This window comes from Jatrophihabitans cynanchi (assembly GCF_027247405.1).
Taxonomy (GTDB): Bacteria; Actinomycetota; Actinomycetes; order Mycobacteriales; family Jatrophihabitantaceae; genus Jatrophihabitans_B; species Jatrophihabitans_B cynanchi.
Genome location: NZ_CP097463.1, coordinates 2,079,450 through 2,100,777, shown reverse-complemented (window position 1 = coordinate 2,100,777; position 21,328 = coordinate 2,079,450). Strand labels below are relative to the sequence as shown.

Here is a 21,328-nt window from a genome sequence, read left to right as displayed (position 1 = left end):
CGCCGCCGAGAAACAGGAAGAGGAACACACCATGGGACAACTGACCGAGCCGCGCTGGACGCACGTCGCCCTGCCGGTGAGCGACCTGGACCGCTCGATCGAGTTCTACGAGGCGATCACGCCGCTGGTGCTGGTCACGAAGAACGAGGACAGCAACGGCCGCGGCGCGTGGCTGTCGAACAAGGGCCAGGTCGACTCGCCGTTCGTGCTGGTGCTGGCGGAGTTCATGCCCGAGGTGGGCGCCCGCTTCGGCATCGAGGAGGGCAAGAAGATCCCGACGCTCGCACCGTTCGCGCACATCGGCATCGAACTGCCGAACCGCGAGGACATCGACGCGGTCGCCGCCAAGGCCCGCGAGCGCGGCAACCTGCGCTGGGAGCCGATGGACATGGCCGCACACATCGGTTACATCTGCGCGGTCGACGACCCGGACGGCAACACGATCGAGTTCTCGCACAACCAGAAGGTGTTCTCGACCATCCAAGACCTGTGGGGATGAGCTCACCCGCCGCCGCCGACCTGCTCGTGGTCGGCGGCGACGTGGTGACGATGAACCCGCAGCGCCACGTGGTCGTCGGCGGCACCGTCGCCGTGGCCGGCGGGCGCATCGCGGACATCGGCACCGCCGAGCGGCTGCGCGCGCAGTACTCGGGAACCCCCGAGCTGGACGCGCGCGGCTGTGTGCTCACGCCCGGGCTGGTCAACGCGCACCAGCACACGACCGCCGACCCGCTGGTGCGCAGCACGATCCCGGACGACATCAGCTCGGACGAGTCGATCTACCAGTGGATCGTGCCGCTGCACGCCGAGGTGAGCGGCGACGACGACGAGCTGGCGGCGACGCTGGCCGCGGTCGAGTCGCTGAGCCGCGGCGTGACCACGCTGCTCGAGCCGGGCACGGTCGCGCACCCGCTGCGGGTGGCCGCCGGGCTCCGCGCCGCCGGCATCCGCGGCCGGGTGGGCCGCTGGGGTTGGGACGTCGCCGATGCGCCGTACTCCGCGCCGGCCGCCGAGACCCTCGCGCTGCAGGAGGAGACGGTGCGGGCCATCGGCGCCGACGGCACCGTGACCGGCTGGGTGAGCCTGGTGGGCCACGATCTGGTCAGCGACGAGCTGTTCACCGGGGCGGCCGAGCTGGCGCAGCGGCTGGACGCACCGATGACCTGGCACATCTCGCCGGGCGAGAACGACGTGCGCGCGTACGCCGCGCGCAGCGGGCTGCGCCCGCTCGAGCACCTGCACCGGCTCGGCGTGCTCGGGCCGCGGGTGCTGCTCGGCCACGCGGTGTGGCTGGACGATGCCGAACTGGACATTCTGCTCGAAACGCGCACCGCCGTGGCATCCTGCCCGGGCGCGTACGCGCGCCTGGCCCAGGGCTATGCGCGCGCCGGGCGGCACGGCGAGCTGGCGGCACGCGGCGGCCGCGTCGCGCTGGGGTGCGACGCGCACAACGCCGGTGACGTCCCGGACGTGCTCGGCGCCGCGCGGCTGCTCGCCGCATTCGAGAACGACCGTGGCACGCCGGCCCGGCTGCGCGCCGACCAGGCGTTCGCGCTGGCCACGATCGACGGGGCGAACGCGGTCGGCCTGGGTGCGCTCACCGGCTCGATCGAGGTGGGCAAGGCGGCCGACCTCGTCGTGTTCGACACCGACGACGCAGCCTGGGCACCGCGCGGGGACCTCGCGCTGCAGCTGGTGTGGGGCGCGCCCAGTCACACGGTGCGCGACGTGCTGGTGGACGGCCGGGTCGTGCTGCGCGACCGGGTGAGCCCGACCGTCGACGTCGCGGCGCTGCGGGCCGAGGCGGCGGAGCGCTCGACCGCGCTGCTGCGCCGGGCCGGCATCGAGGTGCCGCACCGCTGGCCGCTGGTCGACCCGCGGTAGCGCGGCGACCGTCCCGCGCCCGCGCGCACAGCGCGCAGGAAGACCCGCGCCGCAGCGCGCGGGTCTTCCTGCGCCGGTGGGTCTGTCAGCCGAGGTCCTGCTCGACGGAGAACTCCACGTTGTTGCCGTCCGGGTCCTTCACCAGGCAGATGTAGCCGACGACCTGGTTGCGGTACAGCGGCCCGAGCACCAGGGTGCCCTCCTTGCGCGCGATCTCGGCCACCCGGTCGACGTCCTCGCGCGAGTCCAGCGAGATGCCCAGGTGGCTGATCGAGGTGAGGAAGGTGTACTCCTCCTTCATCTCATCGCCCACGATGTCGCGGGGCAGCGAGCCCTCGATCAGCACGATCACGAACCGTGCCCCGCCGTCCGGGCGGATGTCGCGCTCGTTGGCCAGCCACGCGGTGCGCAGCCCGGTGTGCTCGTCCTTGCGCGTCGAGATCACCCGCATCCGGGTGTGCTTGGCGTAGAACACCAGCTGCGCGTCGAGGTTGCGCACGGGCAGCGCGATGTGCGTCAGCAGCGAGTTGGGCGCGTGGAACTCCTCGCTCTCGGCGGTCGCGCTCTCGGTCTGGGTCATGGTCGCTCCGTTTCTCGGTGCACTACTAGGCAGTGCACAAGTAGTCAGTGAGCCGGTTGTCAGTGGACGAGGACGAGCTTGCCGCGCAGCCGGTCGGCCGCCATCAGCTCGTGCGCGGTCGCGATCTCGGTGATCGGCAGCCGGCGGTCGATGATCGACGGGAGCCCCGCCGACCAGCAGTACGCCAGCATCTGCTCGAAGTCGCCGAACGTGTAGCTGGCCGAACCGATCAGGGTGATGTCCCGGTGATATACCGTCGGCAGGTGCAGCTGCACGGTGGCTCCGGTCGTGGTGCCGCAGAAGACCAGCCGGCCGGCCGGGCGCAGCGCGCGGATCGAGGCGTCGAACAGCGCCGGCCCGAGGTGGTCGAACACCATGTCCGCGCCCACGCCGTCCGTCAGCTCCAGAACCGCTTCGGTGACGTCGGTCGTGGTCGTGTTGATGCCGGCGTCCGCGCCGTGGCCGCGGGCGAACTCGAGTTCGGCGTCGGTGCGCGCTGTGACGATCACCCGGGCGCCGGCCCGCTTGGCCAGCTGCACCGACGCGATGGTCACGCCGCTGGCGGCCGCGTGCACGAGCAGCGTCTCGCCGATCGCCAGCCGGCCGCTGACGAACAGCGACTGCCACGCACGCGAGTAGACGGTGGGCAGCGCGGCGGCCTCGACCAGGTCGATGTGCTCGGGTACCGGCAGGGCGTGCGTCGCGGGCACCGCGACCAGTTCGCCGTAGCCGCCGTTGATGCTCCCGCCGATCACGGTCTTGGCGGCGCACAGGTGATCGGCGCCGCGGGCGCACAACGCGCAGCTGCCGCACGAGATGGACGGGTTCACCACGACCCTGGTGCCGACCCGTCCCGGATCGACTCCGGGACCGACCGCCTCGACGGTGCCGGCGAAGTCCATCCCGGCGATGTGCGGCAGCTGGAAATGCGGCAGCATGGCGGGGCCGGAGCGCTGCAGCAGGTCGAGCCGGTTCAGCCCGACGGCTGCGGTGCGGACCACCAGTTCGCCCGGGCCGGCGACCGGATCGGGGACCTCGGCGAACTCGAGAACCTCGGGGCCGCCGTGGGTGCGATACAGCGCTGCTTTCACATCGCGGACCCTACGCGCGGGCAAACGTCCACGCAATACGCCATCTTGTAATGCGATACAGGCCGATTCGGCGTGCGCCGGGTCGCCACGAGCGGGAACGGCCGTTGCATCACAAGGTGGTCAAGGCGCGGGCCGATCGCGATGAATCCGTTGACAGGCCGTCGAAGCGGAGGCAGAGTACCTCGCTATGTGGACCACTGGTTCGCAATGCGAGACGCGAAGGGGGTGCGGCAGGGTGTCGAAGCACACCGTGGAAGAGCGCTGCGGCCTCCGTGGGCGGCCGGCCGGCGCGACCGAGGTGGTCCGGTGACGGTACCTGCAGCAGTCGGTCGCGTTCCCGCGGCCGACCTGCTGATCGTCGGCGCGGACGTGGTGACGATGGACGCGGCACGCCAGGTCGTGCTCGACGGCAGCATTCTGGTGCGCGGCGGGCGCGTCGCCGCGATCGGCCCGGCCGAGCAGTTGCGGGCCGCGCACCCCGGCGTCGCCGAGCTGGACGCCCGCGGCTGCATCGTCGTACCCGGCCTGATCAATGCGCACCAGCACACGACCGCGTCCCCGCTCACCCGCAGCACCACCCCGGACGACATCGACTCGCAGCTCGCGATCTTCGGCTGGACGGTGCCGCTGCACGAGCAGGTCAGTGGCGACGACGACGAGCTGTCCGCCCTGCTGACCGCGGCCGAGTCGCTGAGCCGCGGCGTGACCACGGTGCTGGAGGCGGGCACCGTCGGGCACCCGGCCCGGGTCGCCGCCGGGTTGCGCACCGCCGGCATCCGCGGCCGGGTCGGCCGCTGGGGCTGGGACGTGGCCGGCGGCAAGTACGCCGCGCCCGTCGAGCAGTCCCTGGCGCTGCAGGAGGACGCGGTGCTGGCCGTCGGCACCGACTCGCTGGTCACCGGCTGGGTCACCCTGGTCGGGCACGGCCTGGCCAGCGACGAGCTGTTCGTCGGCGCGGCCGAGCTCGCGCAGCGCCTGGACGTGCAGGTCACCTGGCACATCTCGCCCAGCGCCGACGACACGCGCACCTATGCCGAGCGCAGTGGGCGTCCGCCGGTCGTGCACCTCGAGCGTCTCGGCGTGCTCGGCCCGCGGCTGCTGCTCGGGCACGCGGTGTGGCTGGACAACGCCGAGGTCGACGCGATCCTGCGCTCGGGTACCGCAGTCGCGTCCTGTCCGGGCGCGTACCTGCGGCTCGGGCAGGGCTATACCCGCGCCGCGCGGCACACCGAGATCATCCGGCGGGGCGGTCGGGTCGCGCTCGGCTGCGACGCCCACAACGCCGGAGACGTCCCGGACGTGTTCCGTGCCGCCTGGCTGCTCGCCGCGCTCGATCGCGACCGGGGCACGAGCGAGCCGTTCCGTTCCGACGAGGCGTTCGCGGCCGCGACGATCGGCGGTGCCGAGGCGATCGGGTTGAGCGAGCTCATCGGCTCGATCGAGGTGGGCAAGGCGGCCGACCTGGTCGTGCTCGACGGTGCGGACCTGGGCTGGATCCCGCGCGGTGACCTCGCGCTGCAACTGGTGTGGGGCGACGCGGGACGGACGGTACGCGACGTCCTGGTCGACGGCCGGATCGTGGTCCGCGACCGCGCGCTGCAGACTGTGGACGTGGCCGAACTGCGCCGCGAGGCCGCCGACCGCTCGGTCGCGCTGCTGCGCCGGGCCGGGATCGACGTGCCGCACCGCTGGCCGAGCGTCACGGCCGAGAAGTACGAGCTGGCGGGTGCGCCATGCGCGTGATCGACCTTGCCGGCCGGACCGGCGCGCAGAAGCAGGGCCTGCTGTCGCAACTCGTGGTGCCGCGACCGATCGCGATGATCACCACGTTGGACACCGCGGGCGCGCTCAACGTGGCGCCGTTCAGCTACTTCATGCCGGTCAGCGGTGAGCCGCCGCTGGTCGCGGTCACCATCGGCACCACGCGCGAGGCGTCGCCAGGGCCGAAGGACACCTGGACGAACCTGCAGGCGAGTGGCGAGTTCGTCATCAACGTGACGACCTCGGCGCTGGCCGCGCACATCGAGACGGTGGCCCGCGAGTACCCGAGCGAGGTCGACGAGGTCGCAGTGGCGGGCTGGCAGCTCGTCGCGTCGCAGCTGGTCGCACCGCCGTCGCTGGCCGAGAGCCCGGCGCACCTGGAGTGCCGCGTGCACGAGGTGATCACGCGGGGGGACGCGCGCTCGTGCTTCTCCGGCGTGCACATCGTCCTCGCCGAGGTCGTCTGCATCACCGCCGACGAGTCGATCCTGACCGACGAGGGGCGCATCGATCCCCCCGCGATCCGCGCCGTCGGCCGGATGGGTTTCCCGTGGTTCGTCACCGCAGTCCCCGAAGCGATGTTCACCCAGGACCGCATCGCGTACGCCGACCTCGACCCGGTGCCCGGCACCGCCGAGGGCGGCAGGGAGGAAGGAGTGCTCGCCCGCGGCGCGCCGGGGTGACCGGCGGCGCATCGCCGGCCGGGCCCCAGGACGCCCCGCCGCCGAACAGCCAGCAACCACACAGAACGTCACAACGCATCAGCGCCGGACCGGCGCGGACCTACATCGAAAGGATCGATGTGATGACAGCGAACAAGCTGGGGATCGCAGGCGCGGCACTTGCCTGCGTGTCCGCCCTGCTGCTCGGCGCTTGCAGCAGCAGCGGCGGCGGTAACAACGGTACGAACACCGGGGGCGCGATCCCGACCGCCAACACGACCGAGGGAGCCGGCACGCTTCCGAAGGGCGAGCCCGACGTCAACGGCGACGGCAAGGTCGTGATCGGGGTGCTCAGCCCCGGTGACATCAACGACCACGGCTACTACGAGAGCTTCGTGGACGAGGCCGACACCTTCGCCAAGTCGAAGGGCTGGACGGTCATCAAGCGCGGCAGTGTCGCGCCGACCGACGCGCTCGCCGCGGCCCGCGCGCTGTGCCAGCAGAAGGTCGACATGGTCGCGCTGGGCGCGTCCGAACTCAAGGACGCCATCCCGGCGTCGGAGGAGCCGGTCTGCGCCAACACGGCCTGGTACGTGCCCGCATCGGGCAACCTGCCGTTGACCCCGAAGATCATGCTGTCCTCGGACATCGCCAGCCAGTCGGTGTTCGCCGGCGGGTATGCGATCGCCCTGCTGATGAAGGAGAAGGGCGTCACCAAGGCCGGCTTCATCGCCGGACCGTCGGCCGACTACTCGCAGCGGGCCGCCGCCGCGTTCAAGGCGGGCATCCGGCAGGTCATCCCGAACGCCGACGTCGTCACCACCTTCACCGGCGACAACAACGACTCGGCCAAGGGCAAGGAGGCCATGCAGGCGCAGATCAGCCAGGGCGTCAAGGCCGTGTACCCGTACCTCGGCGGCTCGACCGACGCGGTCGCGACGCTGGCGAACTCGTCCGGTGTCATGACGCTGACGCCGGGCACCGACCGGTGTGACTCGACCTCGCCGAAGTTCGACGTGTCGGTGCTGTTCAGCCCCGGCGACTACTTCGCCGCGGCGCTGCAGGACTTCGCGGCCGGCAAGCTGCGGATGGGTGTTGCGCGCGTCTGGAAGATGGGCGTTGACCCGTACCCGACCGTCAAGATCTGCAACCCGACGGGCGATCAGGCCGACAAGTTGAAGGCCTTCATCGGCGAGATCGGGTCCGGGAAGATCGACTCCGAGAAGGAAGCCGACAAGGCCGGCTCCTGACATGTCGTTGGAGGAGAGGACCGTGGCACTGGCCACCGAGCAGCCGACCGCTCTGCAGTTGCGCGGAATAACCAAGGTCTACGGTTCCGTCGTCGCGTGCGACGCCGTGGATCTCGCCGTGAACTCCGGCGAGATCCACGGACTCCTCGGCGAGAACGGGGCGGGAAAGTCCACCCTGATGAAGGTCCTGCTCGGCCTGGTCAACCGGGACGCGGGAACGATCGAGTACCGCGGCCGGCAGGTCGAGATCAACGACCCGCAGGCAGCGGCGGCGATGGGGCTGGGCATGGTGCACCAGCACTTCAGCCTCATCGAGCCGTTGCGGGTCTGGGAGAACGTCGTGCTCGGCGACGTGGGAAAGGTCGACCGGTCGCGCGCGTGTGCACAGGTGGAGGAGGTCGGCAGGCGGTACGGCCTGCCGATCGACCCGCTGCAGCGGATCGACCAACTCTCGGCCGGCGAGCGCCAGCGGGTCGAGCTGATCAAGTGCCTGCGGCGCGATCCGTCGGTGCTGATCCTGGACGAGCCGACCTCGGTGCTCACCCAGGCCGAGTCGCTCGAGCTGTTCTCGGTGCTGCGCCGCGTGGTGCAGGAGGAGAACCGCGCGGTGATCCTGATCAGCCACAAACTCGCCGAGATCACCGCGGCCACCGACCGGGTTACGGTGCTGCGTAAGGGCAAGGTGGCCTTCCGGACGGCCACCGCGGAGACCACCGCGCAGGAGCTGGCCCGGCAGATGGTCGGCCGGGACGTGTCGCTGCGCGCCGAGGCCGCCGCACTCGGTGTGTTGCCCGTCGAGCGCGGTGGCCGGGCCGGTACCGCCGAGGTGGAGTCGGCATCGGCCGCCGTCGCTGACCTGCCGCCCGCGCTTCGGCTCACCGACCTGGTCGTCGAGGCCGGCGGGGTTCCGTTGATCGACAAGCTCAGCCTCACCGTCCAGCCGGGCGAGATCGTCGGGCTGTACGGCGTGGAGGGCAACGGTCAGGCGACCCTCGGTGAGGTGCTCGCCGGTCTCGTCCACCCGTCGAGCGGCACCGTCGAAGTGGGCGGGAAGGTCATCGACCTGAGCCGGCCGAAGGCGCTGCAGCGTGCCGGACTCGGCATCGTCCCGGAGGACCGGCACCACTCGGGCGTCGTGCTGGACATGAGCGTCGCCGAGAACCTGGTGTTCAAGACGGTCGACGACGTCACCTCGGGCGGGTTCATCAGCAAGCGCAAGATGCACGCCATCGCGCAGCGGCTGGCCACCGAGTACAACATCATCACGTCCTCGCTCGACGCGCCCGTGCGCAGCCTGTCGGGCGGCAACCAGCAGCGTGTGGTGCTTGCCCGCGAGCTTTCCGGCAACCCGTCGGTGCTGATCGCCGCGCAGCCCACGCACGGGCTCGACGTCGGCGCCATCGAGGACATGTACCTACGGCTGCGCAAGGCGGCCTCGTCGGGCGTCGCCGTGCTGCTCGTATCCACCGAACTGGAGGAGGTCATGGCGTTGTGCGCCCGCGTCGCGGTCATCTCCTCCGGCCGGATCACCGGCGTGCTTTCGATCGCGGAGGCGACCGCTGAGCGCCTCGGCATGCTCGTCGGAGGAATCGCGGCATGAGTGCCACCCGATCCAGGGGCCTTGCCCAGATGCGGACCGGATGGCTGATCGCCGTCTTGTCGGTCATCGCGGTCGCGGTCGTGGCCGTGCTGTCCGGCGTGCTCATTGCGGCCACCGGCGGCTCACCGAGCGACTCGCTGGACGCTGTCGTCAAGGGCAGCATCGGCTCGCAGTCGTCGTGGTCCACCACGTTGCTCAACGCCGCGCCGCTGCTCATTGTGGCCGTCGGCTCGTGCATCTGCGCCCGCGCGGGGACGTTCAACATCGGCCAGGAAGGTCAGGTGCTGATCGGGGCGATGGCCGCGGCTGCCGTCACGATCAAGATGGATCTGGTCGGGCCCGCGGCGCTCGGCGTCGCGCTGCTCGCCGCCGCGGTCGCCGGCGGCGCGTGGGCCTCGCTCAGTTCGCTGATGCTCAAGATCGGCGGCGTGAACATCGTCGTCAGCACGCTGCTGATGACGTTCGTGGCGCAACAGCTGATCACCTACGCGGTGAACACGTCGTGGTTCCTGCAGGAGAAGAAGATCAGTTACGCCACGCCGGCGCCGGAGTCCGACCAGATTCCGTCCGGCGCGCGGCTGAGGTCGTTCGGCAACTACCCCAACCTGCAGCTGAACGTCGGGCTGTTCATCGCGCTCGCGCTGGCCGTGCTGGCCGCCGTGGTCATGTACCGCACCCGGTGGGGGTTCCGGCTCAAGATGGTGGGGCTGAACCCGTTCGTCGCGCGGCACGCCGGCATCCGGGTGGCCGGGCTGGCCGCTCTTGCGCTGGCGATCTCGGGCGCGTTCTCCGGGCTCGCCGGTGCGGTACTGGTCGCCAGCCCGGTCGGCAACTTCCGGCTGCAACCGGGCACGTCGCACATGTTCGGCTGGGACGGCCTGCTCGTCGCCCTGGTGGCGCGTGACCGCCCGCTCGTCGCCGTCCCGTTCGCGCTGCTGTTCGGCGTGTTGCGCTCCGGCGGCAACTTCATCGCGGCCACCGGCGTGCCCTCGTTCATCGTCGACGTGGTGAAGGCGCTGCTCGTGCTCGCCTTCGTCGCGCCGCCCGCGCTGGCCAAGATGATGCAGCGCCGCGCGTCGGCATCTCGCGCCGCCGTCGTCGAGCAACCCGCCCCGACGTTGGAAGGAGCCGCGGCATGAGTGCTGTCACCGACGTCGAGACCATCTTGTCCAGTGGTGTGCGGTTGACGGTTCCGCTCGCGTTCGCCGCCTGCGGCGAGTACCTGGCCGAGCGGGCCGGCACGCTGAACATCTCGGTCGAGGCGATGATGCTCGGCGGCGCGTTCACCTCGATCGCGGCAGCCAGCGCGACCGGCAGCGCCACGATCGGGTTGCTCGCCGGCATAGCCGTCGGGTTCGTCATTGCCGTGGTGCACGCGAACCTCTCGCATCGCGCCGAGATCAACACCTTCGTCGTCGGCCTGGCACTCAACGCGCTCGTGCTCGGGCTGACCAGCTACCTGATCGCCACCAGCTCGTTCGTCAGCCACCAGGTGTCCCAGATCAACATTCCGGGACTGCGTGACATCCCGATGATCGGGCCGGCTCTGTTCGTCGAACGATGGCCGGTCTATCTGTTGATCGGGATCATCCCGCTCACCTGGTGGTTGATCGAACGCAGCCGCTGGGGTCTGGAACTGCGTGCCGTCGGTGAGAACCCGCAGGCTGCCGATGTCACCGGCATCCACGTGAACAAGCGCCGTCGTCAGGCTCTGATGTGGTGCGGCCTGCTCAGCGGTCTCGGTGGCGCTTACCTGGCGGTCGGCGAGGTCGGCTCGTTCAACCAGAACATGACGGCCGGCCGCGGCTACATCGTGATCGCCGCCGTGATCTTCGGAGCCTGGCGCCTCGGACGGAGCATGCTCGGCTGCGCTCTGTTCGGGCTGGCGGACGCGATGCGGCTGGCGCTGCCGGCGCTGGGCGTGACGTTGAACGACGAGTTCCTGATCGCGGTGCCGTACCTGCTGGCACTGTTGGCAATGCTGTTGTTCGCCACCCAGCACCGACAACCACGTGCCTTGGCACAACCCTTCGAACGCGGCTCGACCTAGCAGCCGCGGAGCCGCGCATGTTCGCGTCGCTGCGCAGATCGGTCATGTAGGAACGCGGCAGGCCGGAACCCCCGCAGTGCAGCCGCGTCGTGCATTGCGGGGCGCCTGGTGCGCGTGCATGCTGGCGACGGCCTTGCCGGCGAGCGCGATTGCCATCGTCGATGTCGGGGTTGCCGATGTCGCCGTGGACGGCGCTGATGTACCCGAGTTCCAGAAATCGCTGGGCCCCCGTCGCGGTGAACCCGGGGTGCAGCTCTGTCCGGCGGTTCACTCGTGGCCCCTTGAGCGGCCGGGACCCGCGCGCCGGGCTATGTCTTGAGCGGGTAGTTCGGTCGGGGGTCGTGTGCGGTGTTGCGGATGGGGGTTTGGTTGCCTGTCCAGGCGGGTGGGACCCAGTGCGGGACCCCCTTCAACATCGTGCACACCCAGCCGAGGCGTTCGAACGTGCGGTGGTGGTAGGTGCAGAGTAGGCAGCCGTTGTCGATGTGGGTGGGTCCGCCGTCGGCCCAGGGCACGATGTGGTGGACTTGGCAGTGTTGTGGGGGTGCGTCGCAGCCGGGGAATGAGCAGCCTTTGTCTCGGATGATCAGGGCGTGGCGTTGCTGGCGGGTGAAGATGCGGCAGGGGGTGCCGAGGGCTTCGATGCGCCGGTGTTGGTTGATCCAGACGGGTTGTACGAGGGTGTCCCCGCCGTCGGCCCACTGGCGGGCTGTTGTGGCGTGCACGATGGTGCCGTGTCCGGTGGTGGCGGTGCCGGTGCCGGTGAGGAACGCCTCGCGGGTCATGCTGAGTAGCAGGGTGCTGCTGATGCCGCCGCAGTCGGGCAGCAGTTCGGCGCGGGCGGTGAGTTTGAGTGCCTCCAGGAGCGCGTCGTGGCGCCGTTGCGGCGCAGTCCTGGGGTCCTTCGCCGCCGCGTCCGTGGCGCCGCCGGCGGTGCTGTCGGTAGTGGCGCCGCCGGTGGTGGCGCCGCCGGTGGTGGCGCCGGTGGTGGCAGGTTTGGGTTTGGCGAGCGTGTCGAACACTGTGCGCAGCCATTCGGTGAGTTCGGCGGTGCAGTTGCCGCTCAACCGGCCGGACCCGTCGGGGCGGATGGCGAGGGTGACTTCGCGTTGGCGTTGCCGCTGGGTTTCTTGGGTGAGTAGCCCGTCCGGGTCCAGTAGCGCGGTGACGTGCCGGGTCAGGGTGCGTAGTTGGTCCAGGTCCAGCTCGCCGGCCTGCTTCGTGAGGGTGTGTTCCAGGTCCCGGTCGACCTCGGCGCGTACCGCGTCGGGGAGTTGTTCGATGGTGGTCACGATCAGCCGGGCTGCGGGTTCGGACACCTGACCGGCGGCTTGCGCCGCGGCCAGGACCGGGTAGATCGGCTGCAACGGCTGCCCGGAAAGCGCCGTCCGGGGTCCGAGTGCTTCGGCCGCGACGACGCGGGCTTTGGCCTCACCGATGCCGACCCGCAGCACGCTGCGCGCCAGTGTCGTCATCGAACGCTCGCCGAGGGTGTGCGGGACGTTGCGGGTCTGCAACTGTGCGATCAGGGCGTGATCGATCGGGGCCAGGGTGCGGCGCCGGTGTTCCAGTTCGCGCCACGGGGCCAGGACTTCGCTGTCGCTGTGAGAGTCCAGCACCAGGGTGTTCAGCCGCTGCAACACGGTGTCGAGTTCGGCCAGCACGGTGCCCGCTTCCGGGCTGACGTCACTGCCGAACATGCTGGCGATAATAGCAGGTGTGACCGACAGATTCCCCCCGAAACAAGGACTTTCGAGAGATTCCTCGGCGAATTTTCGGGCGATCGGAACACGCGCATCGGGACTCGACCACGACAGACGCAACCCAGCAGCCCAGCGCGAAGGCGACCCGGCAGCGACCGTCGAGCAGGCGCGAACTTCCTCGTCGATGACGTCCGTCTCCACAGCGCGGACGTGACCCGGCAGCGCGAGCCGAACCGCCACCGTCGCTGCGCCTTCCACCACGTGCGGAGCGTGACCCGGCAGCGCGAGCCGACCCGGAGGCGAACCGATGCCGTCGGTGCGCCATTCACCAAGGACGAGGCGCGACCCGGCAATCGCGAGCCGACCACGGGCCGAACGGCCGCCGTCGGTGCGTCTTTCACCACGTGCGGAGCGCGACTCGGCAGCGCGAGCCGACCGGTGGCGAACTGCGGCCGTCGGCGCGCCTTTCACCAAAGACGAAATGCGACCCGGCAACGGCTCGCAGTGCGCAACGCGCCCATCATCATTGACAAGACGGCATCTCGCATTATGATACGGCTATGGCTGACGGCCCGATCTACATCGGTACCCCGCGCCACCCGCGCGCGCCCGGACGAAAGCACGGCTCCTAGTCCCGGCGCAGCCGATTTCCCTTCTGCGCCACCATGCCGCGACCAGCCACGGTCGCGGACCACCACGCGCACCGAAGGACGAACAATGGCGAACATCATCGGCGGCCCGGCCGCCTGGCGCGGCGAGGATCTCGCCGACCGTGACGATTGGAAGATCGAGCTCACGGCGCGGCATCGCGCAGAACTGCTCAGCGCGCTCGCGGCCGTGGCCGGCCGTGGCCTCAGAGACATCCGGCGCGAGGACTTCCCGCTACCCACCGTCGGCCCCGTCCTCGCGGGGGTGATCACCGAGCTGATCGACGGCCGCGGCTTCGTGCTGCTGCGCGGCATCCCGATCGAGAACCTGGACGAGCGCAGCATCGAGACCCTGTACTGGGGAATCGGCCAGCACGTCGGCGCGCCGATCCACCAGCGCGGCCCGGACGATCTGCTGGTGCACGTACGGGACATGGGCGTCGACCCGAACGACCCGCTGGTGCGCGGCTTCGAGACGTCCGCCCGCCTGGAGTACCACGCGGACTCCTCCGACGTGGTCGGTCTGCTCTGCGTGCGGCCGGCCAAGAGCGGGGGCGTGAGCACGATCATCAGCTCGGTGGCGGTGCACGACGAACTGGTGCGTACCCGGCCGGACGTCGCCGAGCTGCTGCACGAACCGTGGTGGCACGACCGGCGCTCCGGCGACGGCCCGGAGAGCTTTTTCCGGTGCAGCGTGTTCGCCGAACAGGACGGCCGGTTGTTCGCGCACTACGGTCGGCAGTACATGGAGTCGGCCTCGCGCGGCCCGGGTGTCCCCGAGCTGACGCCGCAACAGGTCGAGGCGCTCGACGTGCTCGACGCGATGACGAACGCCCCGGAGTTCGTGCTCAACATGAACTTCGCGCCCGGTGACATCCAGTTCCTCAACAACTACACGGTGATGCATGCGCGCACCGACTACGTAGATCACCCAGAACCCGAGCGCCGCCGCGACCTGATCCGGATCTGGTTGACGTTGCGCGAGGACTTCCGGCTGCCGCCGGACTTCGAGGCCGGCGGGATCACGCCGCGCGCGGTCGCGTTCGAAGGTGGTGCCGCCTGATGGCGATCACCGACACGGACGGCGAGCTGGGCGTTCAGATCGCCGGACCGATGGGGGAGCGGTACGACGAAGTGCTTGACGCCCAGGCGCTCGGCCTGATCGCCGACCTGCACCGCCGCTTCGACGCCCGCCGCCGGGACCTGCTCAGCGAGCGGGCGACGCGGCAACGGGCCTTCGACGCCGGCGAGCGTCCGAACCTCCTGCCGGGCACCGCACACGTGCGCGAGGGCGACTGGACGGTGCCGCCGCCGGCACCCGGACTGGCGGACCGGCGCGTGGAGATCACCGGCCCGACCGATCGCAAGATGACGGTGAACGCGCTGAACTCCGGCGCGCAGGTCTGGCTCGCCGACTTCGAGGACGCGATCACTCCCCTGTGGGAGAACGTGATCGGCGGCCAGTTGAACCTGCGCGACGCGCTCGACGGCACCCTGGAGTTCACCGAGAACGGCAAGCACTACGCGGTCGGTGACCAGCAGCCGACGATCGTGGTGCGACCACGTGGCCTGCACCTGCCCGAGAAGCACGTCCTCATCGACGGCCAGCGGGCCGCCGGCGCGTTCGTCGATTTCGCGCTGTACTTCGCCGGCTGCGCACGCCGCCAGTTGGAGCGCGGCAGCGGACCGTACCTCTACCTGCCGAAGCTGGAGAGCCACCTCGAGGCGCGGCTGTGGAACGACGTCTTCGACTACACCGAACGGTTGCTGGAGTTCGAGCCGGGGACGATCCGGGCGACCGTCCTCATCGAGACGATCACCGCCGCGTTCGAGATGGAGGAGATCCTCTACGAACTGCGCACCCACGCCGCGGGACTGAACGCCGGCCGCTGGGACTACCTGTTCAGCATCATCAAGAAGTTCCGGCGCGGCAGCGACGTGCTGCCGGACCGCAACTCGGTGGTGATGACGGCGCCGATGATGCGCGCGTACACGGACCTGCTCGTGCACACCTGTCACCGGCGCGGTGCGCTGGCGATCGGCGGGATGGCCGCGTTCATCCCGAACAGGCGCGACCCGCAGGTGAACGAGACCGCGTTCGCCAAGGTCACCGACGACAAGCAGCGCGAGGCCGGGGACGGGTTCGACGGCTCGTGGGTCGCGCACCCGGACCTGGTCCCGATCTGCCGTGCGGCGTTCGACGCCGTGCTCGCCGGCCGGCCCAACCAGCTCGAGAGGCTGCGCGGTGACGTCAGCGTGTCCGCCGGTGAGCTGCTCGACATCGCCTCGCTGCCCGGCGAGATCACCGCTACCGGCTTGCACAGCAACGTCGGCGTCGCACTGCAGTATCTGCGCTCCTGGCTCGGTGGTCGCGGCGCGGTGGGGATCTACAACCTGATGGAGGACGCCGCCACCGCGGAGATCTGCCGCGCGCAGATCTGGCAGTGGCTCCATGCCGGCGTACGGCTGGACACCGGCGAGACGGTGACCCGCGAGCTGGTGCGCCAGGTGCTGGACGAGCAGATCGCGAGCCTCGGCGACGAGCAGTCCTTCGCCGCGGCACGGGCACTGTTCGAGGAGGTGACGCTCGGCGACGAACTGCCCGAGTTCCTCACCACGGCGGCGTACGAGCGGATGCCCTGACGAGGCTCAGCGGCGGCGCAGCGCGGCGTCGAGCAGTTCCGGCGGCTGGTAGCCGACGTTCTCCGGGTTGACGTCGGTGCCGGGCGCGACGAGCGCGTCGATGCGATCGAGCGCCTCGGTGGAGAGCATGACGTCGCCCGCACCGAGCTGGCTGGTCAGCTGGTCGAAGGTGCGCGGCCCGATGATCGCGGTGCTCACCGCGCGGTGCGCCAGCACGAAGCCCAGCGCGAGGTGGATCAGCGAGCAGCCCTCGTCGTCAGCGATCGCGATGAGCCGCTCCACCAACTCCAGCTTGCGCCGGCGCACCTCGGCGTCGCGGAAGTCGAAGTGATCGCCGTTGGTCAGCGCCCTCGAATCGGCTGCGGGCTCGCTGCCGAGGCGGTACTTGCCGGACAGCCAGCCGCCGTTGAGCGGGCTCCACACCAGCACGCCCAGCCCGTACCGCTCGCTGGTCGGCAGCGCCGCGCCCTCGGCGTGCCGCGCCAGGATCGAGTAGGACAGCTGCTCGGTCACGAACCGTTCGCGGCCGCGGCGCTCGGCGGTCCACTGCGCCTCGACGATCTGCTCGGCCGGGAACGTCGAGCTGCCGATCGCGCGCACCTTGCCCTGGTGCACGAGGTCGCTGAGCGCGCCGAGCGTCTCGTCGATGTCGACCCGCGGGTCCGGCCGGTGGATCTGGTACAGGTCGATGTAGTCGGTACCGAGCCGGCGCAGGCTGTCCTCGACGGCCCGCATGATCCACACCCGCGAGTTGCCGCCGCGGTTGCGGTCCCCCGGTTCGCCGGGCATCGCGTTGTTCGCCTTGGTGGCGAGGACGACCTGGTCGCGCCGGCCCTTGAGGGCGCGACCGACGATCTCCTCCGACTCGCCGAACGCGTAGATGTCAGCGGTGTCGATCACGTTGATGCCGGCGTCGAGAGCGGCGTCGAGGATGCGGTGGCACTCGGCCTCGTCGGTGTTGCCCCAGGCGCCGAACATCATCGTGCCCAGGCACAGTGTGCTGACCTCGATGCCGGTGCGGCCGAGCGTGCGGTACTGCAAGTGGTCCTCCTCGAGACATCCGGGCGATGACCTCAAGGCTCGCACGCGCGAGGCCCGGCTGCCCATGTCCTACGGGCTCAGCATCGCGCCGTCCGCTTCGTGCCCGTGGCACATGGCCGCTTCCTCGGTTGCTGCCTACGCTGTGGCGGACAGCTCTGTGCACTGATGGAGGTTCTGGTGAATACCGCTCTCATGTCCGCCCGGTGGACCCACGTGGCACTGCCTGTAGGCGACCTGGACCGGGCGATCGAGTTCTACACCAAGCTCACCCCGCTGGTCGTCGTCGAACGGTTCCAGGACGACGACGGCGAGAGCGTGTGGCTGTCGAACGACAAGCAGGTCGACACCCCGTTCGTGCTGGTCCTGGTCTGCTTCAACAAGGACCGCGGCAAGCAACTCGGCCTGCTGACCCCCTTTGCGCACCTGGGGATCGAGGTACCGAACCGCAGCGACGTCGACGAACTGGCCGATCGCGCGCGGGAGATGGGGTGCCTGCACTGGGAGCCGACGGACATCGGCGGACAGGTCGGCTACGTCTGCGCGTTCAAGGATCCGGACGGGAACGTCATCGAGATCTCGCACGACCAGCGCGTGTTCTCCAGCGTCCGCCGGCTGTGGGGCGAGCAGTCCTGACCGCGCCGGACACCCGGGCCGCGGTGCTCGCCTACCTGGACGCCCTCAACGCGCACGATCCGGATCGCATCGCGGCCTGCGTGGCCGAGGACTTCGTCAACGAGCACACCTCGGCGATGGGGCACAACCGGTACGGCCGCGCCGAGTACCGCGCGGCGCTCGAGCGCTTCATCGCGGACTTCGCCGACCTGCACTACGAGCTCGAGGACCTGCTCGTGGAGGCGGACCGGGCCAGCGCCGCGTACCGCATGTCGTTCCGGCTGGTGTCACGGGGGAATGCGCCGGTCAGCGTGCGCGGCGTGTTCCGGTTCCGCGTCGACGCCACCGGCCTGATCGCCCATCGCGTCGACTACTGGGACAGCGGCGAGGTCACCCGCCAGCTGCCCGCCGGCTGACCCGCGTCCACCCCCGCGAGTTGTCCTCGCCCGGCCACCGCCGACGGTGGTGAGGCGAGGAGAACGCGCGGTCCGGGGCTGCCCCGGGAAGGGCCGCGCGTATCGCTTGACACGATGCCATCTCGCATTGAAAGATGCCTCTCGTGCACCTTGTGACCACCGCGTCCGGACTAGGACGTGTCGAAAGCGGCGAGATCGCCCTGCTCGACACGCCGTTTCCGCATCTCGGCGCGGCGCTCGAACAGCTCGGGACGCTGGCCGGGCTGGACGTCTACCCGGTGCGCGGCCGGGTCCCGCTGGGCGAGGTCGACCTGCTCGCACCGCTGGGCACGCCGCGCGCCGTCTGGGGCGTCGGGCTGAACTACCGGTCCAAGGCCGAGCACACCGGGCGCGCGCTGCCGAGCGAGCCGATCCTGTACCTCGGCGCGCCGTCTGCGGTTCTGGCGCCAGGGTCGCCGGTCGTGATCCCGGCCGGGCAGACGCTCGAGATGGACTACGAGGGCGAGATCGCCGTGCTCGTCGGACGCCGGCTCTACCAGGCTGCGCCCGAGGACGTCTGGCCGAGCGTCGCCGGCATCACCGCCGCGAACGACATGACCGCACGCGACGTCATGCGCACGACGTCCGCACCGACGCTCGCCAAGAGCTTCCCCGGCTTCAACCCGCTCGGCGCCTCGGTGTGCACGCCGGACGAGTTCGCCGATCCCGACTGCATCCGGGTCCGCACCTGGGTCAACGACGAACTGCGCCAGGACGACACCAGCGCCGGGATGATCTTCCCGGTCGCCGACCTGCTGTCCCGGATCTCGTGGTTCGCCGCGCTCGAGCCGGGGGACGTCGTCCTCACCGGCACGCCGGCCGGCACCGGGCAGGACCGGCAGTGCTTCCTCGCCGTCGGCGACACGATCCGCATCGAGGTCGGGCCCGTCCTGCCTCTCGTCACCACCGTTCAGGCGCCGCCGGGCGACGGGCACGAACGCCCGGTGCTCGCCGAGCACGCGCGCTGAGCGCCCACCCTTCGACCACGTCACAGCCTTGGGAGTCCCAGTGTCCGTTCCGAGTCAGCCGTCGTTCGACCTCGTCCTTGCCGGCGGCACCGTGCTCGACCCGGCGTCCGGCCTGAACGAGCGGTGCGACGTCGCGATCAGCGGTGCGCAGGTGGCGGCCATCGGCCCCGACCTCGCGGCCCGTGGCAGCGAGGTGATCGACTGCGCCGGTTCCACCGTGGTCCCCGGGCTGGTCGAGGGGCACAGCCACATCTTCCAGTACGTGTCGAAGGTCGGCGCGCCCGCCGAGGAGGCGCACCTGCGCCGTGGTGTCGTCGCGGTGGCCGACGCCGGCACGGCCGGCGCGTCGACGTTCCCCGCGTTCCGCAAGCTCGTCGTCGAAGGCAACGACCTGCGCATCGTCAACTTCCTGAACGTCTCGGTGCTGGGCCTGATCGACTTCCGCTTCGGCGAGCTGATGAACCCGGACACGCTGGTGGTCGACGACGCCCTGGCCACCGCCGCGCAGAACCCCGATGTCGTGCGCGGCTTCAAGATCCGGCTGTCCGAGGACGTGGTCGGCCCCAACTGGGAGGCGTTGCTGAAGAAGTCGATCGCGCTGGCCGAGCAGGCGAAGCTGCCGCTGATGGTGCACATCGGCGAGACCGAGGAGCCGTTACCGGCCGTGCTGGACTACCTGCGCGCCGGCGACATCGTGGCGCACTGCTACACGGGCAAGCCGCACGGGATCCTCGACGGCGACCGGGTGCTGCCCGAGGTGAACGCGGCACGCGAACGTGGCGTGCTGTTCGACTCCGCGCACGGCAAGAGCAACCTGAGCTTCGAGGTCGCCCGGCGCGCGATCGCCGACGGCTTCCTGCCGGACGTGCTCAGCTCGGACACCAGCGCGCGCAACTGGCGCGGCCCGGTGTTCGACCTGGTCACCAGCATCGCCAAGCTGGTCGCGCTCGGTGCCCCGCTGACCGAGTGCATCCGGCGCGCCACCGTCGCCCCGGCCGCGCTGCTCGGCCTGGACGGCGAGGGCTACGGCCGGCTCGAGGCCGGCGGACGGGCCGACGTCACCGTGCTGACCGAGACCAGCGAGGTCGAACTGCCCGACGCCGCCGGCAACACGATCGTCGCACCACGGCTGGAGCCCACCACCGTGGTCCACAACGGCGCCGTGGTCGAGACGGTCCCGTGGCGAGGCGGCGCTACGGCGTGAGCACGCTGCACGATCGACGTCGCGCGCTACGCGAACGCCTCGCCGCCGGGCACCGCCTGGTCGGCACGTTCGTCAAGCTCGGCACGCCGGACGTGCTGGAACTGGTCGCCGCGGCGGGCTTCGACCTCGCCGTCGTCGACCTGGAGCACTCGACCTTGACCGAGGCCGACGCGATCGCGCTGGTCCGGCACGCCGACGTCTGCGGGCTGGCCGCCCTGGTGCGGGTGCCGGCGGTCGATGCGCCCCTCGTCGCGCGGCTGCTGGAGAACGGCGCCGCCGGCATCCAACTGTCCATGGTGCGTGGCGCCGAGCAGACCAGGGCGCTGGTCGCCGCCGCCCGGTTCGCCCCCGCCGGGGAGCGTTCGGTGAGCCTGGCCAATCGCGTCGCCGGGTTCGGCGCCGTCGCGCTCGCCGACTTCCTGCGCGCTGAAGCGGACGCGCCGCCGTTGCTGGTCGGCCAGATCGAGACGCGCGTCGACCAGCCGTGGCCGGACGTGCTGCGCGGCCTGGACGTCGCGTTCGTCGGCACCACCGACCTGTCGGTCAGCCTCGGCCTGCCGCCGGCACCCGAGTTGGCCACCGCGGTCGAGCAGGTGCGCGCGGGCGCGGCGGCGGCGGGCGTCGCGTTCGGCGGGTGGTCCGCGAACCGCGCGAGCGCCGCAGCACAAGGCCTTGCCGAGGCGGGCTACCTGCTCGTCGGCTCCGACCTGCAGATCCTCGCGGCCGGCCTGCGCGCCGCCGCGCCCGTCAAGGAGGACAGCTGATGGCCGGCCGCAACCCCACCCTGTTCGGCACCGTGATCAACTGGGACGAGATCCCGCAGCGCGAGATCCGGCCCGGGGTGCGCCGCCGGATCTACGCCACCGACGAGGTGATGATCGCCCACCACGAGCTCGACGTCGGCATGGAGCTGAACCCGCACACGCACGCCGACTTCGACCAGCTCGTCTACATCGCGTCCGGCCGGTGCAACTACTACATCGACGGCACCCCGAACGCGATGCGCGCCGGCTCGTTCCTGCTCGTACCGCGTGGGTCCGAGCACTATGTCGAGCCGACCGAGGCGCCGTGCGTCAACATCGACCTGTTCGTGCCGCCGCGTGCGGACCTGGCCGGCGAGCTGGACTACCTGCAGCCACACTGACGCCGCGCTGCTGCCCGCCAGTGCCGCGGACTC

The 21,328-nt window shown here is 70.6% G+C and carries 20 protein-coding genes; 16 read left to right on the top strand and 4 right to left on the bottom strand.

Annotated features, from left to right (window positions below; genetic code table 11):
• The first annotated feature begins 31 nt into the window (after window positions 1-31).
• Both M6B22_RS10155 and M6B22_RS10150 read left to right on the top strand, forming a co-directional pair.
• Complete coding sequence (locus M6B22_RS10155) at window positions 32-499, top strand: VOC family protein (RefSeq protein ID WP_269445646.1); 468 nt, start codon at window positions 32-34, stop codon at window positions 497-499.
• On the top strand, window positions 496-1,884 hold the full coding sequence (locus M6B22_RS10150) for an amidohydrolase family protein (RefSeq protein WP_269445645.1): 1,389 nt from the start codon (window positions 496-498) through the stop codon (window positions 1,882-1,884). Before M6B22_RS10155 ends, M6B22_RS10150 begins: the two co-directional genes overlap by 4 nt.
• Window positions 1,885-1,969: 85 nt before the next feature.
• On the opposite strand, the gene M6B22_RS10145 is transcribed toward M6B22_RS10150, so the two are convergent.
• Both M6B22_RS10145 and M6B22_RS10140 read right to left on the bottom strand, forming a co-directional pair.
• The gene (locus M6B22_RS10145) at window positions 1,970-2,464 is read right to left on the bottom strand and encodes a VOC family protein (RefSeq protein ID WP_269445644.1); all 495 of its coding nucleotides are present in this window, start codon (window positions 2,462-2,464) and stop codon (window positions 1,970-1,972) included.
• 59 nt (window positions 2,465-2,523) lie between these two features.
• Complete coding sequence (locus tag M6B22_RS10140; RefSeq protein WP_269445643.1) at window positions 2,524-3,555, bottom strand: zinc-binding dehydrogenase; 1,032 nt, start codon at window positions 3,553-3,555, stop codon at window positions 2,524-2,526.
• 306 nt (window positions 3,556-3,861) lie between these two features.
• Between M6B22_RS10140 and M6B22_RS10135 the strand changes: the two genes are divergently transcribed.
• The 6 genes from M6B22_RS10135 (at window position 3,862) to M6B22_RS10110 (ending at window position 10,878) form a co-directional block, all read left to right on the top strand.
• Window positions 3,862-5,298, top strand: coding sequence for an amidohydrolase family protein (locus M6B22_RS10135; protein WP_269445642.1), 1,437 nt, complete (start codon window positions 3,862-3,864; stop codon window positions 5,296-5,298).
• Complete coding sequence (locus tag M6B22_RS10130) at window positions 5,289-5,999, top strand: flavin reductase family protein (protein ID WP_269445641.1); 711 nt, start codon at window positions 5,289-5,291, stop codon at window positions 5,997-5,999. The genes M6B22_RS10135 and M6B22_RS10130 overlap by 10 nt, the downstream gene beginning before the upstream one ends.
• A 122-nt stretch (window positions 6,000-6,121) precedes the next feature.
• Window positions 6,122-7,228, top strand: coding sequence for a BMP family ABC transporter substrate-binding protein (locus tag M6B22_RS10125; RefSeq protein ID WP_269445640.1), 1,107 nt, complete (start codon window positions 6,122-6,124; stop codon window positions 7,226-7,228).
• Window positions 7,229-7,250: 22 nt separating this feature from the next.
• Window positions 7,251-8,828: an ABC transporter ATP-binding protein gene (locus M6B22_RS10120; protein WP_269445639.1), complete on the top strand. Its 1,578-nt coding sequence runs from the start codon at window positions 7,251-7,253 to the stop codon at window positions 8,826-8,828.
• The gene (locus tag M6B22_RS10115; protein ID WP_269445638.1) at window positions 8,825-9,967 is read left to right on the top strand and encodes an ABC transporter permease; all 1,143 of its coding nucleotides are present in this window, start codon (window positions 8,825-8,827) and stop codon (window positions 9,965-9,967) included. Before M6B22_RS10120 ends, M6B22_RS10115 begins: the two co-directional genes overlap by 4 nt.
• Entirely contained in the window at window positions 9,964-10,878 is a 915-nt protein-coding gene (locus tag M6B22_RS10110; RefSeq protein ID WP_269445637.1) for an ABC transporter permease, read from the top strand. Before M6B22_RS10115 ends, M6B22_RS10110 begins: the two co-directional genes overlap by 4 nt.
• 308 nt (window positions 10,879-11,186) lie before the next feature.
• Here M6B22_RS10110 and M6B22_RS10105 read toward each other — a convergent pair whose 3' ends face one another.
• Window positions 11,187-12,842, bottom strand: a complete 1,656-nt coding sequence (locus tag M6B22_RS10105) for an HNH endonuclease signature motif containing protein (protein WP_269445636.1) — start codon at window positions 12,840-12,842, stop codon at window positions 11,187-11,189.
• A gap of 456 nt (window positions 12,843-13,298) precedes the next feature.
• On the opposite strand from M6B22_RS10105, the gene M6B22_RS10100 reads away from it, so the two are divergent.
• Window positions 13,299-14,291, top strand: coding sequence for a TauD/TfdA family dioxygenase (locus M6B22_RS10100; RefSeq protein ID WP_269445635.1), 993 nt, complete (start codon window positions 13,299-13,301; stop codon window positions 14,289-14,291).
• Window positions 14,291-15,871, top strand: coding sequence for a malate synthase A (gene aceB, locus M6B22_RS10095; protein ID WP_269445634.1), 1,581 nt, complete (start codon window positions 14,291-14,293; stop codon window positions 15,869-15,871). The genes M6B22_RS10100 and aceB overlap by 1 nt, the downstream gene beginning before the upstream one ends.
• Before the next feature lie 6 nt (window positions 15,872-15,877).
• Here the strand turns inward: aceB and M6B22_RS10090 are convergent, their stop codons facing one another.
• Window positions 15,878-16,912: an aldo/keto reductase gene (locus M6B22_RS10090; RefSeq protein WP_269445633.1), complete on the bottom strand. Its 1,035-nt coding sequence runs from the start codon at window positions 16,910-16,912 to the stop codon at window positions 15,878-15,880.
• A gap of 165 nt (window positions 16,913-17,077) precedes the next feature.
• On the opposite strand from M6B22_RS10090, the gene M6B22_RS10085 reads away from it, so the two are divergent.
• The 6 genes from M6B22_RS10085 to M6B22_RS10060 all read left to right on the top strand — a co-directional run bounded on the left by M6B22_RS10085 (window position 17,078) and on the right by M6B22_RS10060 (window position 21,295).
• Window positions 17,078-17,545 carry a VOC family protein gene (locus M6B22_RS10085; protein ID WP_407935605.1) on the top strand — a complete coding sequence of 156 codons (468 nt, stop codon included), beginning with the start codon at window positions 17,078-17,080 and terminating at the stop codon, window positions 17,543-17,545.
• On the top strand, window positions 17,527-17,940 hold the full coding sequence (locus M6B22_RS10080; RefSeq protein ID WP_269445631.1) for a nuclear transport factor 2 family protein: 414 nt from the start codon (window positions 17,527-17,529) through the stop codon (window positions 17,938-17,940). The genes M6B22_RS10085 and M6B22_RS10080 overlap by 19 nt, the downstream gene beginning before the upstream one ends.
• Window positions 17,941-18,074: 134 nt before the next feature.
• The gene (locus M6B22_RS10075; RefSeq protein WP_269445630.1) at window positions 18,075-18,947 is read left to right on the top strand and encodes a fumarylacetoacetate hydrolase family protein; all 873 of its coding nucleotides are present in this window, start codon (window positions 18,075-18,077) and stop codon (window positions 18,945-18,947) included.
• A gap of 40 nt (window positions 18,948-18,987) precedes the next feature.
• Window positions 18,988-20,151, top strand: coding sequence for an amidohydrolase family protein (locus M6B22_RS10070; protein WP_269445629.1), 1,164 nt, complete (start codon window positions 18,988-18,990; stop codon window positions 20,149-20,151).
• Complete coding sequence (locus M6B22_RS10065) at window positions 20,148-20,915, top strand: HpcH/HpaI aldolase family protein (protein ID WP_269445628.1); 768 nt, start codon at window positions 20,148-20,150, stop codon at window positions 20,913-20,915. The genes M6B22_RS10070 and M6B22_RS10065 overlap by 4 nt, the downstream gene beginning before the upstream one ends.
• Window positions 20,915-21,295: a cupin domain-containing protein gene (locus M6B22_RS10060; RefSeq protein ID WP_269445627.1), complete on the top strand. Its 381-nt coding sequence runs from the start codon at window positions 20,915-20,917 to the stop codon at window positions 21,293-21,295. Before M6B22_RS10065 ends, M6B22_RS10060 begins: the two co-directional genes overlap by 1 nt.
• Window positions 21,296-21,328 lie beyond the last annotated feature (33 nt).

What these genes read in the sequence shown, in the direction of transcription:
- M6B22_RS10155 (WP_269445646.1), top strand. Translation starts at nt 32, where the DNA reads ATGGGACAACTGACCGAGCCGCGCTGGACGCACGTCGCCCTGCCGGTG.
- M6B22_RS10150 (WP_269445645.1), top strand. Translation starts at nt 496, where the DNA reads ATGAGCTCACCCGCCGCCGCCGACCTGCTCGTGGTCGGCGGCGACGTG.
- M6B22_RS10145 (WP_269445644.1), bottom strand. Translation starts at nt 2,464, where the DNA reads ATGACCCAGACCGAGAGCGCGACCGCCGAGAGCGAGGAGTTCCACGCG.
- M6B22_RS10130 (WP_269445641.1), top strand. Translation starts at nt 5,289, where the DNA reads ATGCGCGTGATCGACCTTGCCGGCCGGACCGGCGCGCAGAAGCAGGGC.
- M6B22_RS10125 (WP_269445640.1), top strand. Translation starts at nt 6,122, where the DNA reads ATGACAGCGAACAAGCTGGGGATCGCAGGCGCGGCACTTGCCTGCGTG.
- M6B22_RS10115 (WP_269445638.1), top strand. Translation starts at nt 8,825, where the DNA reads ATGAGTGCCACCCGATCCAGGGGCCTTGCCCAGATGCGGACCGGATGG.
- M6B22_RS10110 (WP_269445637.1), top strand. Translation starts at nt 9,964, where the DNA reads ATGAGTGCTGTCACCGACGTCGAGACCATCTTGTCCAGTGGTGTGCGG.
- M6B22_RS10100 (WP_269445635.1), top strand. Translation starts at nt 13,299, where the DNA reads ATGGCGAACATCATCGGCGGCCCGGCCGCCTGGCGCGGCGAGGATCTC.
- aceB (WP_269445634.1), top strand. Translation starts at nt 14,291, where the DNA reads ATGGCGATCACCGACACGGACGGCGAGCTGGGCGTTCAGATCGCCGGA.
- M6B22_RS10085 (WP_407935605.1), top strand. Translation starts at nt 17,078, where the DNA reads ATGGAGGTTCTGGTGAATACCGCTCTCATGTCCGCCCGGTGGACCCAC.
- M6B22_RS10075 (WP_269445630.1), top strand. Translation starts at nt 18,075, where the DNA reads ATGCCTCTCGTGCACCTTGTGACCACCGCGTCCGGACTAGGACGTGTC.
- M6B22_RS10060 (WP_269445627.1), top strand. Translation starts at nt 20,915, where the DNA reads ATGGCCGGCCGCAACCCCACCCTGTTCGGCACCGTGATCAACTGGGAC.